The organism is Pantoea sp. B65, from assembly GCF_047308185.1.
In the GTDB taxonomy this organism is placed as follows: Bacteria; Pseudomonadota; Gammaproteobacteria; order Enterobacterales; family Enterobacteriaceae; genus Erwinia.
The window spans coordinates 158,719-174,346 of record NZ_JAHXPU010000017.1 but is presented as its reverse complement, the minus strand read 5'-3'; the positions used below and the strand labels follow the sequence as shown (position 1 = coordinate 174,346).

Here is a 15,628-nt window from a genome sequence, read left to right as displayed (position 1 = left end):
TTACGAGATGGCGGAATCAGAAGCGTGCTTATGTTTATCCGCTTCAAAGTGCGCTTTAAACTGCTCGTAGATCGAGATCATATTTGACGCATCGCCCTGCAATGGGCTGAGCTTACCGGCGCGAACCAGTTCGATTACCAGCTGAAGGGCAGCCTGCTTAGGGCTGCTGGATGGATGTGCAATTTCGTTAGACATACGGCTCCCGGTAAAGTGTAAAACGTCAACTGTAACAAGTTTAGCTACTGCCTGTTACCCTTTTCCGGTTAGCTGCGCTGCATCTGTATTAAAACCAGGCAAATCACTCACCGCAGCGTTTTTTTTGCCAGCGGGCTGAACGGGGTTACCCCCATGGTGTGAACTACGGTAGATTGCTATATCCATCCCGCCGATCGTAGCGCGCACCTCTGACAGGAGTATGTAATGGATAATAGCCTGCTGGCGTTGTTGTCAATTTGTGGTGTTATTGCGTTAGGCGCGATCTCACCGGGGCCCAGTTTTTTGCTGGTGGCAAAGACCGCCATGTCCGCGAGTGCTCGTAGCGGGGTTTTTACCGCCCTCGGAATGAGTGCAGGCAGCGCACTGTTCGCGCTGGCGGCCATCCTCGGGTTACAGTCGATCCTACTGACCGTCCCGTGGTTATTCTGGCTGCTGAAGATTGCCGGTGGTATCTATTTGTTATTTCTGGCCTATAAAATGGTGGTTAACGCACGCCAGCCGTTGCCCCTGGAACTGAATGGCCCTGGCGCACAAGGAGCCCTGCGCGGTTTCAACCTTGGTCTGCTGACGCAAATTAGCAATCCACAAACCGCGCTGGTGTTTGGCAGCGTGTTTGCGGCATTTCTCAGCCATCAATATCCCCTTTGGATGAATATTGCGCTGCCGATCGCGGCTTTCGTTATCGATTTTGCCTGGTATCTGTTTGTGGTGATGGTGCTGTCCGCTCCGGTTCCGCGCAAGGCTTATCTGCGATTTAAACAGCGTCTCGATACCCTGAGCGGAGGCTTGATGGCGCTGCTGGGGATCAAACTGATCGTTAGCCAGCATTCTTAACATGCCGACGCCAGCGATGTTATCCCGCCGCCCGGCAGGATGACGCTGGCTATCTCTTCTGCTGTTTTAGCCAGTGCTGCATGCGGTCAATCTCCGGCTGCTGGGCACTGATAATTTCCTGCGCCAGCTTGCGCATTTCCGGATCCTTACCGTATTTTAGCTCGGTTTTCGCCATATCAATCGCCCCCTGGTGATGCGCTGTCATACCCCGGGCGAAAGCCACATCCGGATTGTCCGACTGCATTCCCTGCATCATATCGCCATGCATCTTATTCATATCACTTTGATAACTCTGCTGTGCACCGCTCTGCTGCGTGTGGTTCATATCCATAGGCATCGACTGCGCAGCCAGCACGCTCAGCGGCGCCAGCAGCACCATCAGCAGTAAAGATTTTATCTTGTTCATTGCGTCCCCTCATCCATCAGATAACCTCAGTTATTCAGAGGGTAAACCCTCCCCTTGGGGTAAGGTCAAGCAGCGTGATAAAAACGCAGTTTCCCGGCGACAGAAACGACAAAGCCCGCGGGTAGCGGGCTTTAGTGGTTAAACTTCATCAGATTTCCAGTGATAAGCAGTATCGACGTTAGCGTCGGGGTTTACTGCAATGGTTAGGTGCCGCCCCGTAGGGATGATTTTGGCGCTGCTGGCGACGTGTAAACTGACGTCGGACAACCAGGGCCGCTACAACTCAGGATGCTTGTGGAGAAATCCTCTTCGCTTGTTGTTTATTGGAATTCCAAAATAACACCTTCAGCGCTAAATAACTGTTCGATTATTTCTGTTTTGCAGACCGGAAACTTCTTAAAAACCGAATTTTTCCGGAAACTTTGTCATTAAGATTTTACTTCAACTATTAACGGCCTCAAAATGGGGGCAAGCTGATACCACATTTTGTCGGTCTCTTCCGCTCGCGTGCGTCAGCCCCAAAAAAAGAGTTTTAAAAGCGTGATCTGTTAAGCAATTATTAGATTGCCCAATCAGCGTCCTGCGCAATAGCTCTACACTCACAGTACCAATAATTAGCAACCTTATTATGATGGCGTATCGCTGGCTGTCAGGTGCCCGGTGATCTCTTACAGTGTGTTAAAGGATGTGCAAAATGAAATGCCCACAGGTATGGCATACAACCAACCTGCCCGCTCTGGGGATGGTCGGATTATTACTTTCACCGCTTGCCATGGCAGAAACGGTAACGGTTTCACTCTCTCAGGAACAGGACGGTGGCGATAAGGGTCGGGCCTGCATCTATGTACACCAGGGTAAAGCGGAATTCCGTATGGTGAAGCCTGGTGAACAATGCGCGCCTAATATCACCATTGAAGACAAGAAAGCCTGAGTGCGATTGCCGGCAATCGTAGCTGAAGTACGGATTATTAAGTCGCTGTAATATTAAATAAAAATTCAATCAGAAACTTATTTTCTGAGGAGAATTATTGCTTTTTTTTTGCTTATTTTTAATCTGATAAATGCGTAAATTTGAGTTAAATGAATTTAATGGATTAATAATAGCGCTTTTATTTTCGCTAATGTATTTTTGTGGCCGCCGGACAAATATATTTCCTGCGGCCAATAACCATGCGGCTTCAGCTAAAAAACCACACTTTGGCTTTTCTTATCTTTTCAGTATCACAGAAACCGGTACGCAGTTGCCGCTTCGCTCGGCTATACTCAACTTCTGAAGCCAGAGAGTATCTGGCCTCAACGCGGTAGTTAAGGAGGGGGGTATGTTAATTGGATTTGTGCTGTTAGTAAGCGCCTGCGGTTATGATGCCTGCGATGCCCTGCCGGTGTCAGAACATATCTATCCCACTCACGCCGCTTGTCAGCAGATGGCGGACCGTATTCACCAGCGCCGTCCAAATGCGGTACTGATGTGCGGCGAGGTGTGGCGCTAGACCCGCCCCACCGCACAGCAAAATGGACAGTTTATTTTAATGACGCCTGCTTCAGAGCATTAAAAATCATCGATTTGTCAGAATCGGTGATATTGTGCTGTGAAATCAAACGATTAAATACAGGCCGGTCGTCCTCTTCGATACGGTCGCCGGCTTTCAGCAGTTGCGCCAGCTGCTGAAAGGTTTGCGTGCTGTGCTGTGCAATTTTTTCACGCGCCACAGACAACGGTAGTGGAGTCCACTTCTCTTCAGGCTTCGACAGCCAGTCAGCACGGTAGCGATATTGTATTGCTTTTGCCGCATCCATTTGCGCGCGAATAAAAGGTTTTATCGACTGTGGTTGCAGACCGAGGAGATCGGCGCTATTCACGGCAAGGGCCGACACCCGCGCCTCCTGCGCCAGGTCCTCAATCGCCTGATGATGAGCTGCCTTATAGCCAGCAACATCTTTCATCCAGGCAAGACGCTGATTAATATGCTCAAACAGCTGCGTTTTCTCACTTGCCTGCACGGCGGGCAGCAGCAGCGGTGTCAGTAACATCGCCAGTAATCCACACTTATTCATTATCGCGCTCCTCCTCCCTGAACAGACTAAGTAGTTTAGCCCGGAAACTAATTAGCCAGCATTTCGCGTAAATTTCAACAATAAAACACCCTCATATTTCGTTAACCCTGTAGTGGTTAGCTGGAGTAGACTGATTGATCAGAGTGCGTCTTATATTTGCCAGTTGAAACCCGTCGTGTGACAGGTCAAAATATAGGCTATTTTTTATTACACCCCCAGCTCAGCTATAGTTGCCCCAATGAAAACGCCCAAGCCGCGTCGTCCTAATGGTCGATGGATTTACTACATACTTTACGATGGCATTTTATGGCCCTGTCCGGTGCGCTGGGAGTGGGAAAATGGCTACGGCGGCTGGCTGCCTTTTTATTACTCCCCGACCTTCGAATTCGTCGCTGGCGACCCGGGTAAAGCGCATCGGGTGTCAAGAAGCACCAGTAAAGCGCGCGAAGCGGAGCGCGTGCATTAAGCGTGTCCGTGGCATGTTTACAGAAACTGGCAGCCAGGGGAAAAGCATGCCAGGTTGTAAACAAGGAGGTAGCGCTATGAAACGAGATGTGCTGAGTGAAGAGTACTATGATGAAGTCTGTCGCGTCGTTGGAGATGCCGTTATCGTGCTGGCAGAAAGCGGCCACGATACGCAACGTGCGGTGATCACCGATCTGCTGAAGCAAACCCGTCTGAAACGCGGCGATAGCGAAAGAGATGAGCAGAAAATCCTCGAGCATGCCATCCGGCTGGTAAAACCCTGACCAAAGCGCCAGGCTGAAGCCTGGCCGCCTGCTTTTGTTTAATTCTGCTTAACTGAGTGGACAGTTTCTCGCCTTGTCCGGCATTGAATGCCATGATGCAAAATCATCGCCTTCAGGTTGGACCGCCATGAAAAAAATCCTTCTCAGCGCTTGCCTGGCTGGCTTTCCGGTACGCTATAACGGTTCGGCCAAAACCCTTGTCAGTAAACAGCTTGCCCGCTGGCGGCGACAAAATCGTTTGGTAATTTTTTGCCCGGAGCTGGCGGCGGGGTTCCGGACGCCGCGTCCGGCGGCAGAGATCCAGCCATCTTTACATGGCCATGCGGTTATTACACAGGGCGCCAGAGTGATCGAAGCCACGGGTGAAGACGTTACCGAACGTTATATTTTAGCCGCCTGGCTGACGCTGGAGATGGCTCAGCAGCATAACTGCCAGTTTGCCATTCTCACCGAGGGCAGCCCGTCATGTGGCAGCAATATGATTTACAGCGGCGGCTTTAACGGCAGCAAAATAGCTGGCATGGGGGTCACCGCCGAACTGTTAACCCATAATGGTATTGAAGTGTTCTCAGAGCACAATATTGCGCAGTTATGTACGCGCCTTGCCCGGGAAAAGTCTGATGATATCCCCTGCACCAGTCGCTGAAGAGCGGCAGATAACCGATAACGCAAAAAGGGAGCCACAGGCTCCCTTCCAAACTGAATTCAGGATTACTTGATCAGGTCAGCAGTCATATACACATAGTTGCCGGTGCTGGCGCTGGTAATTTTATACGATGCAGCGCCGGCTTCCTGAGCTTTAGCGGCAATTTGCGCTTCCGCGGTATCAAGCTGGCTGCCGCTGGCAGAAACGCTCTGAGCGAAGCTGGTGAAAGATACGGCTGACAGCGCGATAACTGCAACAAAAGTTTTGATAGATTTCATAATATAATTCCTTCAGGTTTTTGACTGTGAGAAGGCTCATCGCCTTCGATAAAACAATAGTAACGCCCGCAATCAATGTTTGATAGCGGATCTATTTGCTTATCTTAGTCAAAAAAATTGACCACACTTCCTCACTGTCAGTAACCCCATTCAAGAGATTCGGCAACATGCCGATAACTACTTTGTAGCCACAGCGCCAGCTTCCGTTGTTGTAGCCAGCGACAGGCCATACCCCGTAGAACTCACTCTCCTGCAAAAGGAAACTGTTTATGGCGATCATTTTTATTCCGACGCTGGTCAAGTCGCTGGTTAAAGCGCAAAACAAGCAATCCACCCCGTTATCACGGGCAGAGGTGGAACAGATCCGCGCTAATGCAACCGCCGTCAGCCTGCCTGATCATATTGCTGCCGAAATGACGAAAAACGGTATCTGGGCGGATATCAACCCGGATCGTTGCTGGGAAGAGTGGCTGGCCTATTGTCATGTCAGACGCATCGGCAAAGATCGCCGCATCGGCGCCCGCTAGCGCTGTCGATCGATACCGTCAGATTTTCTGCCAGGCTGCGCCGCAGCGGGCAAAACTGCTGCAAGAAAAACCTAATCAGGTTACGCTATTGCCCTTCAGCGTGGCGACAGCGCCACCCCTTTGCCTGCGTTGGCAAACATCTCTGAGAGAACAGAATGAACAAAAGAGCGATTGCACCGGCTATTATCTTTATTGCGGCGGTGGTTTTCTTTGTCTGGTTTATTGCCAGCGGCGCTGCGGTGCCAGGTAGCTGAAAACCAACAGCTGCGACGCGATAGTTCCTGGCGATAATTTAACAAGGAGTCAGTCAATGGCAGTGGGATCAATTGAAGAAGTCAGAAACCAGATAGATCGGCTTGATCAGCAAATTGTGGCTTTAATTGCGCAGCGCAGCCAGTTTGTCCGGCTCGCCGCCAGCTTTAAGAAAGACGAAAACGCGGTGCGGGCGCCGGATCGGGTACAGAAAGTTATCGATAAAGTCAGGGCGCAGGCAGCGCAACATGGTCTGCCAGAGAGCATTGCCGAAGAGGTCTATCGCGCCATGATAAATGCTTTTATTGCTTACGAACTCGAACAACATCAGCAGTTATCAGACGCGAAATCGTGATCGCTTCCAGGGCGGTATCATACCGCCCGCGTTGCATGCATCTTCATTGCCCTGGTCAGGCTTAGCGCTGATCGGCTGATACCACTTTGCCGTCCAGCGTCATCGGCTCACCATCCAGCGACAACGAACAGTTACGCAGCGGAATATCAAGATGGCAAGGCGTATCGCGCGTTCCCCCCGCTTCCGTATTGGGTCCGCTGGAGAACAGGAAGTTGCCGGCAAACGCCCGCGCATCCATACCGATGGTTGACTCACGATCGTAGAGACCTAAGGTGCTCCAGTGCGCGCGCGTCATTAATCCCCAGCCAACATGCGCCATGGCATAAGCCTCCGGATCGTTAAACGAATCCATAAAGCTGCGCATAAATTCGGCATCAAATCCGCCTTCAATCTTGCGGATATACCCCTCTTCAATAATCAGCGTCACCGGTTCCCGCACATAGCGTTTAAATGGCAGAATAATATCGCCACTATCAATCACGATCTTACCGTTCGAACTGCCTTCATTCGGCCACGTGGCAACAAAACAGCTTGGCCAGTGGTCCCACTTACCTGCCACATCGGAGAAACCGTGCTGCGTTAGCACCGGATAAGCGCCAAGTGCGCAACGGAAATCGGTGCCGGCTGGCGAGGTCACCGTCATGGTTTTCGCCTGCTGCAGCCGTTTGGTGGCCGCCAGCGCGCGCTGTTTATCCTCCAGCGTTGGCAGTAAGCGCAGCAGAATTTCCGGTGGCTCCACCGCCAGTAGCATGCGGGTATTGGCTTTCAGAATCTCTTCCTGCTGCGGTGAAAACAGCAGCATCATGGTATCGATAATCAGGTCGCTGCTTTTTAGCGCACTGAGCGCCACTTTATTGGTTTCAAGCGCGGTTTTACCGACATAGCCCGATTTATCCGGACTCAGCGCTTTCTCGCCGTTCATCGGCGGCAGCACCAGACGCGTCACCACCGCGCCCATCAGACCACAGGCAATTTCACAGGTGTTGACCACCTGCGGATGGGAGTCGGTGCTGGTCAGCAACGTCACCTGTTCGCCAGCGGTTAACTGGCACAGGCTGAGAACCTGCTGCCAGCCGCTAACCAAATCGCTATCACTTACAGCCATCTTATGCTCCTCAATCAGATAAAGTTCAGGCGATACTTGCCGCCGCCAGCGAGAAATAGTGACGATCAAAATGCAGTAACGGGGTATGTTGCTGACCAAAGCGTATGGCCTCTACCGCACCAAAAAACACACTGTGGGTTGAAGTCTGCACACGTTCAGCAATACGGCAGTCAATATTAACCAGTGCGCCATCCAGCGCGGGCGCACCGCTCTCCAGTTCACTCCATTGCGCATGGGAAAAGCGATCGGCAGGCGCAATCCCGGCCTGACCGGCAAACATATCGGCGAGAAAACGCTGTTCCGCATGCAGTACATTGACGCAGAAGCTGCCGTTTTCCACTATTGCGCGATGCGCCTCACCAAAGTGATTGACGCAAATCAGTACCATCGGCGGCGTCACCGTCAGGCTGCATACCGCCGAGGCGGTCAGGCCGCGTCGTTCGCTGCCCTGCCCGGTAGTAATGATATTGACCGCCGTCGCCAATTGACGCATCGCTGCTTTGAATTGATCTTCCAGCGTATTTTGCACAGTTGTCATCGTGATTCCTCTTTTTCCCAGCCAGGTAAGCGGCGTAATTGTCGGACAAAAAACGGGGCCCCCAACACCACCACAAACATACGTACGGTTTGCAGAGCCAGAACAAAAGTCACATCAACGTGGCTGGCAATGGCGACAATCGCCACCGAGTCAATGCTGCCGGGTACCGTCGCCAAAAACGCCGTCAGCAGATCCACGCCCATTAAGTAACTCAACAGCAGTGAAAACAGCGCGCTGAGGCCAATCAGCGCCAGCGACGCCAGTAACGCCAGCGGGATCATACGGATCAGCCGCAGCAGGATCGCGCGGGTAAATTTCAGGCCGACCTCCAGACCAATGGCGGCAAACGCCAGGTTAAGCACCCAACCGGGCAGCGTCATATGGTAGAGGTCGCTGGCGCTCAGTACCGCCCCGACAATCAGCGGTACCATCATCGCCGCCGCCGGTAAGAAAGCGAGGTAACGTGTCGCCAGCGGGCCAAGCGCGGCAATCGCCAGCGTGCTGCACAAGGCGCTGACAGCAATCGGCGTAAAACTAAACAACTGTGTGGTATTGAGCGCTGCCGACGGCGTGGCAAACAGATGCGACACCATAGTTACCGCCAGCACCACCGCCGCCAGGCGAATGTATTGCACCAATGCCACCACGCGGCCATCAGCATGGCGTTCATAGGCGATAATCACCATCGCGCTCGACATGCCGGGCATCGCCGCCCAGATGGCGGTTTCCGCCGACACTTTGCCGAAATAGCGAATGCCCCAGCTAATGCAAAATGAAAACAGTAAGGTAGCCGATACCGACAGCAACAGAATCGGCCAGTTCGCAATGACCGACAGTAAAATAACCGGCGTCAAATTGGTGGCGATCAGGCAACCGGCTACCCCCTGCGCCAGCAAAAACAGCGGACGCCACAGCTTGCGCTCATTACCGCTGACCGCAAAAAACACCCCGGCCAGCATTGAACCTAACAGTGCTGCAGCCGGGAAATTAATCAGCGTTAATAGCTGAGAAATACCGGCGGCGAGAATAAACAGCCCGCACCAGTTCAGGAACTGATTACTGCGCGAGGGCGTAATGGCTGACGCGGTTAGCTTCATACTGATCCTGTAAAAACATCGGGCATACTGCCCGTCTGGCGCCTGAAATCGGTTAACCGCTGACGCTGTCGTCCGTTAAATGATCTTCAATCCAGGCCGCACACTGCAGCAAACGCGCATCCTCGCCGATACGCCCAACCAACTGAATACCTACCGGCAACCCCTGAGGTCCGCGCCATGCCGGTAAGGTAATGCATGGCGTATGCAGTAAGGTCCAGACCTGGTTAAACGCCGGATCGCCAGTGGAAGCCAGTCCCTCCGGCGCTTCACCGGGTGCGGCGAGGGTCAGAAACAGATCATAACCGTCCATCAGCGCCTGCATGCTGGCGCGCCACTGGCCGATTTTTGCCATCGCCTGCTGGTATTGCGCCAGCGTCGACCCGGCCTTGAAGTCCAGAAAGCGCCGCGTCACCTCACTGATTTCAGCGCGCCGATGTTCAAACGCCAGCGCATGCGTAACCTCCCAGCCCATCACCGCATCATGCATGGCGAACAGTTCGCTGAAATGCTGCGGCGTGGCCACCTCCGCTACGCTGGCGCCCGCCGTCGCCAGCCGGGTGGCGGCAAACTCCAGCGCCGCATGGGACTCAGCCCCTGCCTGCGCCCAGTTTGACGAGCGAAACAGCGCAATACGCGGTTTATAGCTGGCATCGGCGATATTCAGCGCCGGCTGACTGGCCAGCACCGCGCTGGCAAAACCGGCATCGCGCAGGTTGCGGGTGATCACGCCGATAGTATCCAGCGAGTGCGACAACACCTTGGCGCCGGTACTGTTAATGGTGCCAAAACTGGGTTTATAACCCACCACGCCGCAATAGGAGGCCGGGCGGATAATCGAACCCGAGGTTTGCGTGCCATAGGCCACCTGCGCCATATTGGCCGCCACCGCCGCACAGGAGCCGCTGGATGATCCCCCCGGCGTATGCTGCGGATGATGGGGATTTCGCGTCTGATTGGGGCTGGCCATGGCAAACTCTGTGGTCACCGTTTTGCCGAGGATAATCGCGTCAGCGCGCCGCGCCATCGCGACGCAGCTGGCGTCCCAGGCCGGGCGAAAGCCGCTATACAGCGCCGAACCGTAGCCGGTCGGCAGGTCGACGGTGTCGATGACATCTTTAACGCCAATCGCGACGCCAGCCAGCGCCCCTTTCTGCGGCCGCGCATCAAGGGCGCGGGCTGCCTGTAGCGCCTGTTCCGCAGCCAGGGTTTGCCAGGCGAGAATGGTCGGATCACGGCGGGCAATCTCAGCCTGACGCGCTTCAGTGGCGGCAGTGGCGGTAAGTTGCCCGGCTTGCACCTGCGCGGCCAGTTCACGGGCAGTTAAGGCAAGAATGGCCTGCTCAGTAAGAGACATCGGTAGCTCCTGAAATTAAAGAGAAGGACGGCGATTAAACCAGGGTTGTGCGCGTTCAAGCTGACCGGCCAGCGCAAACAACGTGGCCTCCTCGCCAAAAGCGGCGCCAAAATGGACGCCAATCGGCAATCCGCTGGCGGAGATACCCAGTGGTACGCTCATCGCCGGACAGCCAGAGGCATTAAACACACAGGTAAACGGGCCGTGCTGCCAGAAGCGCTGATAAAACCCATCAAGATCCGTGGTATTGCCGTGCATTTCGCCGAGCAGTGGCGCCGTTTCACTGGTCACCGGCGATAATAAGATGTCGTACTGACTAAAAAACTGCCCCATCGCACGCGCCGTGGCATGCAGCTGATTGATCGCCCACAGATAGTCGAGACCGCGCCAGTTTTGCCCTTCAAGGATCCACTGCTGGTTTACCGGCTCCAGCAGCGCCAGCGGATCGCGGATCGCGCGTGCGGCGGCGAAGCTGTTCATCCCATTCGCCACATTAACCCCGAGGATAATGCGCCAGGCGCGCATCAGGGCTTCCACGTCATAGGCACAAACCGCCGGTTCCACCTGATGGCCGAGTGAAACGCAGAGCGTTGCCGCCTCGTCCACGACCCGCAGGATCTCCGTATCAACGGCATTGCCTAACGGTGAGCGGGTGATCAGGCCAATGCGCAACGGCCGNGGGTAACCGCCTGTAAAAAGCTGTGCGGGCTGGCGGGCGCCGCATAGGGATCGCCGCGATCCGCGCCGGCGCTGGCATCCAGCAAGGCAGCGTTATCGCGTACCGACCAGCTCAGCGCATGCGGTGTGGACATACCGGCAATCGCCTCCACCGCTACCGGCCCCAGCGGATTACGCATCCGGCTGGGTTTAAAACCAAACAGACCGCAATGTGATGCCGGTACGCGCGTGGAACCGGCGCCATCCGAGGCATTTGCCAGCGGCAGCCAGCCGGCAGCGACCGCCGCCGCAGACCCGCCGGACGAACCGCCCGGCGTACGCCGCAAGTCCCATGGATTACGGGTTGCGCCATAGGCCAGCGGCTCAGTGGTAAAACTCAGGGCAAATTCCGGCGTATTAGATTTTCCCAGCAGCAGTAAACCCGCCTTGCGGTAACGCGTAATCAGCGTGCTGTCCTGTGTGGATACCACCTCGCTAAACAGGCGCGAGCCGCTGGATAGCGCTTGCCCGCTGACCTCAAAGCCGGTGTTTTTAATAAGCATCGGCACCCCGGCAAACGGCGCATCCGGCAGCCCGTCGCGCAGTTGCTGACGCGCCTGTTGATAAGCCGGATGCACCAGCGCATTTAGCGTTGGGTTGCCGCGTTCGCACAGGGTGATGGCCGTCTCCAGCACCTCCTCTGCGCTAATCTGGCGCTGGCGGATCAGCTGCGCCAGCCCTAAACCATCGTAATCTGCATACTCGTTAAACATGCGCTTCCCCGAAACCGAGAGAGACGCGAGAAAGCAGAGCTGCTTTCACGCGCGTTGAGCAATACCCGGAGAAAAACCGCCGCGGCGATCAGGCCAGACCGGCCAGCTTCTTCACCTGGTCAACGAAGACATCACGTTTCACTTCTTCATACAGACGCGCGCGCAGGCGCGGCGCCGGGCTGGAGTTCACGTTTTCGAACAGCGCGACGCGGCCCGCCAGAGAACTGGTGGTCATATCCCAGATAAAGTTCATCAGTTGCTCTTTTTCCATCGCGCTGGCGCCGTGACCAACCAGCAGATCGCGCAGATAGTGACCAATATCCGGGTTATCAAACGCGGCTTTGCCAAAACGCATCACCAGCCCCTGCCCGCACATCTCCTGCAGCACATGGATAATGCGCGGATAGTGCTGAATCGAGTAGAGGCGGCCGGTGGTCAACATGCCGACATCCGGCGCCATCACCTCGCCTTCGGTCATCTTCGCTTTCGCTTCTGCGGCATAGACAAAGGCACGTAAGGTTTGGGCATATTCAATCAGTTCGCCGAGCATGGCCTGTACCGCCGGAATTCTGCCGGTGCCAAGCACATCCAGCACCAGCTGACCAGCGCCGACAAACAGCTCCGCTTTCACCGCCAGGCGTGTTAACACGTGCCAGTGGGCAAAAGTACACACCGGTCCGTAATACTGCATCGCGGTGGGATCGCCGAGGTTAAAGATGCGATCGGTCGGGACGAACACATTGTCGAAAATAATAAACTGGTCGGCCTCTTCACCGAGGCGGGCAATCGGATGGTCAAAAGGATCGGCGCCAGGATGAGACACCATTTCCCGCGAAATCAGGCGAATGCCTTCCGAGTTAATCGGCACCGAACCCCAGATACAGGCTTCCGCAGGCGTTTCCTGAATACCGCCAAGGTTGGTGAAGAAAATTTCATTGGCCTGAGCCGCAATCGAACCCACCGTTTTCGCGCCGGAGACGCGAATGCCGCCGCGCTCAATACTTTTTACCCGCAGCAGTGAGGCTTCACCGGCTTTCGGCGAGGAACGGTCGGTTTGCGGCCCGGCCAGACTTTCCGATGCCGTCAGATTATTGTCGCGGCCATATGCCAGATAGCGTTCGATATTCTCGGCGAAATCGGGCTGACAGCCATCAAACGTCGATTTTTTCGCTTTAAAGGTCGGCAGATAAGCATACAGACCCACGGCAATGGCTGGCGCCAGATCCGGTGGACGACCAAAGGTGCCGCCGGTTTTTAATGAGGTGTATTCGATCATCTTGCGACGATCCTGCAGCTCGGCAATGGTGCGCGGGATCTGCCAGGCTCGGCTGTAAACGTCGCCGCTAACACTGTCGGTTACCGTGGTGGCATCCGCATGCTCGGCAGTAAACTGATCGTCGAACATGGATGCCAGTAAATCAATGCCGGCAGCCAGCGCCGGTTCATCGGTGACCTTCTCCAGTTTTTTGCCGTTTACCCACAGCTGGCGGCCATCATCTAACGAAGCTTTGAACTCCGCGCCGGTTTTCAGTTTTTGTTGTGCTACGCCTTTCAACATCGCTTCCACTGGCTACCCCCTGAGTTTGAGAACCTGTTACGGCGCTGAATGTGCAGCGCCGTACTGAACAGCAAAACCATTAACTCAACCATTTCCGGGATTCCTCTGGTGTTGGCCTGCCCGGTATAGCCAGAAAAACACAACAACAAAAAAATTTCAACCAATAACGCTGGTCATTAAAATATTGGTTAAAAAAGATAAAGGGGTGAAAAAGGGTGATAAAGGCGCGCTAACCGCAGGAGAAAAAGTCAAATAAAAACCAATAAATTCAAAATATTAAATAAAACAAATTCAATTTCCGTCGCACCCTTCCGCCTGAGCAACCAAATTCAGCCAATGGAAAACTCTATGACCCGCGGCCTTGTGATAACCAAACGATCTGGAACAACCAAAAATATTGGTTGCATATTGGTTATACCGATAGCTTAATGAAATGCATCTGAGTATTACTGCGGTGATCTGAACAGCGTAAGCCAGTGATTACGCTGTTTCATTCCGTTAATTGGCCTGGTGCGGAGGGGATGATGGCAGGAAAAAAGTCTGATTCATCAGGTTGCAGGCTGGCACTGTGTGCTGTTGCTCGCTTCGCGACAGGTAAACTGGCCGGAATGCGGCGTTTGCTGACGCCGATCGGGCAGCGTGAACTGATAGCGGGTCTGCCAGCTGGCACCATGCTGACCACACCAGAAACGCTGTACCGGCATGCGGTCCTGCTGCTGGTTAAGAATAAACACTTCGCCGCTGCGGCTGTTTTTCCACAATGCGGTATCCAGCGTTTTTCCCGGTGCAATATCGCCCAGAGCCACCGAGTACCAGTGCGCAGTGGTCACTTCGCAGGACAACGCCTGTGCGCCCTGATTATTCACGGCGATGACAAATTTATCGAGCCCCTGCGTTCCGCGTTCAACATGCAGCGTTTCCTGTGCCATCAGCGGAGATGAAAAAATAACGGCAGAAATAAATAACCAGCTAATTCGCATAGCAACTCCCGGAATAAAGGAACGGACAGATGAATATTTACCTGTATCAGATTTCACATAATCACAGCCGGGGAGAGAATTAATACCCCGAGCCGATGATTGGCACCACATAAAGATTTAATTAATTTCAGGCAATGTCAACAATAATATTATTGAGGAAGAAGAAGATGATGAGAAGTTGGCAAAAATTGCGTTGCGCGTTGTTCGTTAGTCTGTTTTTTTGTGCTGCCAGCCAGGCTGCAGAGATTAAATCGATTGCGATTCTAAGCCCGGAACCCGGCACCGACTTCGGCTGGAACCAGCAGGGAATTGACGCGGCTAAAGCCGCCGGCGCCAAAGAAGGGGTGAAAGTCATGGTGGCGGAAAACCTCGGCTATGGCGATATTCGCCCGGCTCTGCGCGACCTGATCGATGACGGCGCGCAGTTGCTGATTGCCCATGCCAGCGGCTACAACCAGGCGGCGCCAGAAATTGGTATGCAAAGTAAAGTGCCGGTAGCGGTAACTGACAGTCCGGCGTCACTGAAAGCCGGGCTGGTAGCCGACTATACCGTCAGCGGCCATGAAGGGGCTTATCTGGCCGGAGCGCTGGCGGCCAAAATGACCCGCAGCGGTACGCTGGGTATTGTGGTATCCGGTGAGCCGCCATCCTGGAATGCGCAGTCTAACGCCTTTATTCGCGGCGCGCGCGCCACCAAAGCCGATGTCAAAATTCGCTATGCGGTAATTGGCCCGGCGGCCTACAGCGACGCCGCAGGCGGTAAGCGCGTCACCGCCTCGGTGATTGCCGCAGGCGCGGATATTATCTTTGGTCAGGGCAATGGCTCCAGCTTTGGCATGTTGCAGGCGGTGGAAACCGCCAAAGCGCCAGACGGCGGTAAAGTCTGGTTTATCGACGTTATTGGTGATAAATCGAAAATCGACAAAGGCAATTTATTAAGTTCAGTGTTATGGAATTTAACGCCGGTATTTACCGCCATGATCAGTGATTTAAAAACCGATAAATATGGCAGCCATAATTACTCCACCTCGCTGGCCGATGGTTCGATTAGCTTATTAAAGACCAGCCATATTCCTGAAGGCGTCTGGAAAAGTGTCAATCAGATAAAAGAACAGATTATCGAAAAGAAAATCACCATCCCGGCGGAATATGATGCCAAATCACTGCATGATTTATTAAACGCCGGTAAATCTTAATTTTTTGCGTCACGGTTTTATCCCTGAATAATGGGTGTTGCAATGTCCAGGG

At 54.0% G+C, this 15,628-nt stretch carries 20 protein-coding genes and 1 pseudogene; 10 read left to right on the top strand and 11 right to left on the bottom strand.

Annotated features, from left to right (window positions below):
- On the bottom strand, window positions 1-195 hold the full coding sequence (locus tag JWF83_RS07730) for a hypothetical protein (protein ID WP_056233851.1): 195 nt from the start codon (window positions 193-195) through the stop codon (window positions 1-3).
- A 225-nt stretch (window positions 196-420) separates the two neighbouring features.
- On the opposite strand from JWF83_RS07730, the gene JWF83_RS07725 reads away from it, so the two are divergent.
- The gene (locus JWF83_RS07725; RefSeq protein WP_413649607.1) at window positions 421-1,050 is read left to right on the top strand and encodes a LysE family translocator; all 630 of its coding nucleotides are present in this window, start codon (window positions 421-423) and stop codon (window positions 1,048-1,050) included.
- 49 nt (window positions 1,051-1,099) lie between these two features.
- On the opposite strand, the gene JWF83_RS07720 is transcribed toward JWF83_RS07725, so the two are convergent.
- On the bottom strand, window positions 1,100-1,456 hold the full coding sequence (locus JWF83_RS07720; RefSeq protein WP_413649606.1) for a DUF305 domain-containing protein: 357 nt from the start codon (window positions 1,454-1,456) through the stop codon (window positions 1,100-1,102).
- A gap of 694 nt (window positions 1,457-2,150) precedes the next feature.
- Here JWF83_RS07720 and JWF83_RS07715 point away from each other — a divergent pair.
- The gene (locus tag JWF83_RS07715) at window positions 2,151-2,387 is read left to right on the top strand and encodes a hypothetical protein (RefSeq protein WP_413649605.1); all 237 of its coding nucleotides are present in this window, start codon (window positions 2,151-2,153) and stop codon (window positions 2,385-2,387) included.
- A 388-nt stretch (window positions 2,388-2,775) separates the two neighbouring features.
- Window positions 2,776-2,946, top strand: coding sequence for a hypothetical protein (locus tag JWF83_RS07710; RefSeq protein WP_413649604.1), 171 nt, complete (start codon window positions 2,776-2,778; stop codon window positions 2,944-2,946).
- Window positions 2,947-2,977: 31 nt separating this feature from the next.
- Here the strand turns inward: JWF83_RS07710 and JWF83_RS07705 are convergent, their stop codons facing one another.
- Window positions 2,978-3,511, bottom strand: a complete 534-nt coding sequence (locus tag JWF83_RS07705) for a chorismate mutase (protein WP_413649603.1) — start codon at window positions 3,509-3,511, stop codon at window positions 2,978-2,980.
- 238 nt (window positions 3,512-3,749) lie between these two features.
- Here JWF83_RS07705 and JWF83_RS07700 point away from each other — a divergent pair, with 238 nt between their 5' ends.
- The 3 genes from JWF83_RS07700 to JWF83_RS07690 all read left to right on the top strand — a co-directional run bounded on the left by JWF83_RS07700 (window position 3,750) and on the right by JWF83_RS07690 (window position 4,906).
- Window positions 3,750-3,977, top strand: coding sequence for a hypothetical protein (locus JWF83_RS07700; RefSeq protein ID WP_413649602.1), 228 nt, complete (start codon window positions 3,750-3,752; stop codon window positions 3,975-3,977).
- 76 nt (window positions 3,978-4,053) lie between these two features.
- Window positions 4,054-4,260 carry a DUF2767 family protein gene (locus JWF83_RS07695; protein ID WP_413649601.1) on the top strand — a complete coding sequence of 69 codons (207 nt, stop codon included), beginning with the start codon at window positions 4,054-4,056 and terminating at the stop codon, window positions 4,258-4,260.
- Between the two features lie 127 nt (window positions 4,261-4,387).
- Window positions 4,388-4,906, top strand: coding sequence for a DUF523 domain-containing protein (locus JWF83_RS07690; RefSeq protein ID WP_413649600.1), 519 nt, complete (start codon window positions 4,388-4,390; stop codon window positions 4,904-4,906).
- A 65-nt stretch (window positions 4,907-4,971) separates the two neighbouring features.
- Here JWF83_RS07690 and JWF83_RS07685 read toward each other — a convergent pair whose 3' ends face one another.
- Window positions 4,972-5,184, bottom strand: a complete 213-nt coding sequence (locus JWF83_RS07685) for a YdgH/BhsA/McbA-like domain containing protein (protein WP_413649599.1) — start codon at window positions 5,182-5,184, stop codon at window positions 4,972-4,974.
- Between the two features lie 269 nt (window positions 5,185-5,453).
- Between JWF83_RS07685 and JWF83_RS07680 the strand changes: the two genes are divergently transcribed.
- The 3 genes from JWF83_RS07680 (at window position 5,454) to JWF83_RS07670 (ending at window position 6,318) form a co-directional block, all read left to right on the top strand.
- Window positions 5,454-5,711: a hypothetical protein gene (locus JWF83_RS07680; RefSeq protein WP_413649598.1), complete on the top strand. Its 258-nt coding sequence runs from the start codon at window positions 5,454-5,456 to the stop codon at window positions 5,709-5,711.
- A 155-nt stretch (window positions 5,712-5,866) separates the two neighbouring features.
- Entirely contained in the window at window positions 5,867-5,965 is a 99-nt protein-coding gene (locus tag JWF83_RS07675; RefSeq protein WP_413649597.1) for a YoaK family small membrane protein, read from the top strand.
- A 56-nt stretch (window positions 5,966-6,021) separates the two neighbouring features.
- Window positions 6,022-6,318, top strand: coding sequence for a chorismate mutase (locus tag JWF83_RS07670; RefSeq protein WP_413649596.1), 297 nt, complete (start codon window positions 6,022-6,024; stop codon window positions 6,316-6,318).
- A gap of 61 nt (window positions 6,319-6,379) precedes the next feature.
- On the opposite strand, the gene JWF83_RS07665 is transcribed toward JWF83_RS07670, so the two are convergent.
- The 7 genes and pseudogenes from JWF83_RS07665 to JWF83_RS07635 all read right to left on the bottom strand — a co-directional run bounded on the left by JWF83_RS07665 (window position 6,380) and on the right by JWF83_RS07635 (window position 14,380).
- A complete protein-coding gene (locus JWF83_RS07665; protein WP_413649595.1) occupies window positions 6,380-7,423 on the bottom strand; it encodes a 2,5-dihydroxypyridine 5,6-dioxygenase in 1,044 nt (347 codons plus the stop codon).
- A 25-nt stretch (window positions 7,424-7,448) separates the two neighbouring features.
- Window positions 7,449-7,961 (bottom strand): flavin reductase, encoded by a 513-nt coding sequence (locus tag JWF83_RS07660; protein WP_413649594.1) that lies wholly within the window; start codon window positions 7,959-7,961, stop codon window positions 7,449-7,451.
- Complete coding sequence (locus JWF83_RS07655; RefSeq protein ID WP_413649593.1) at window positions 7,958-9,058, bottom strand: AbrB family transcriptional regulator; 1,101 nt, start codon at window positions 9,056-9,058, stop codon at window positions 7,958-7,960. The genes JWF83_RS07660 and JWF83_RS07655 overlap by 4 nt, the downstream gene beginning before the upstream one ends.
- A 52-nt stretch (window positions 9,059-9,110) precedes the next feature.
- Entirely contained in the window at window positions 9,111-10,412 is a 1,302-nt protein-coding gene (locus JWF83_RS07650; protein WP_413649592.1) for an amidase, read from the bottom strand.
- Window positions 10,413-10,427: 15 nt separating this feature from the next.
- Window positions 10,428-11,842 (bottom strand): annotated as a pseudogene (locus JWF83_RS07645) (amidase).
- A gap of 88 nt (window positions 11,843-11,930) precedes the next feature.
- Complete coding sequence (locus tag JWF83_RS07640; RefSeq protein WP_413649746.1) at window positions 11,931-13,400, bottom strand: 4-hydroxyphenylacetate 3-hydroxylase N-terminal domain-containing protein; 1,470 nt, start codon at window positions 13,398-13,400, stop codon at window positions 11,931-11,933.
- Window positions 13,401-13,948: 548 nt separating this feature from the next.
- A complete protein-coding gene (locus JWF83_RS07635) occupies window positions 13,949-14,380 on the bottom strand; it encodes a hypothetical protein (protein ID WP_413649591.1) in 432 nt (143 codons plus the stop codon).
- A gap of 167 nt (window positions 14,381-14,547) precedes the next feature.
- Here JWF83_RS07635 and JWF83_RS07630 point away from each other — a divergent pair, with 167 nt between their 5' ends.
- A complete protein-coding gene (locus JWF83_RS07630; RefSeq protein WP_413649590.1) occupies window positions 14,548-15,576 on the top strand; it encodes a putative B6 ABC transporter substrate-binding protein in 1,029 nt (342 codons plus the stop codon).
- Window positions 15,577-15,628: the final 52 nt, after the last annotated feature.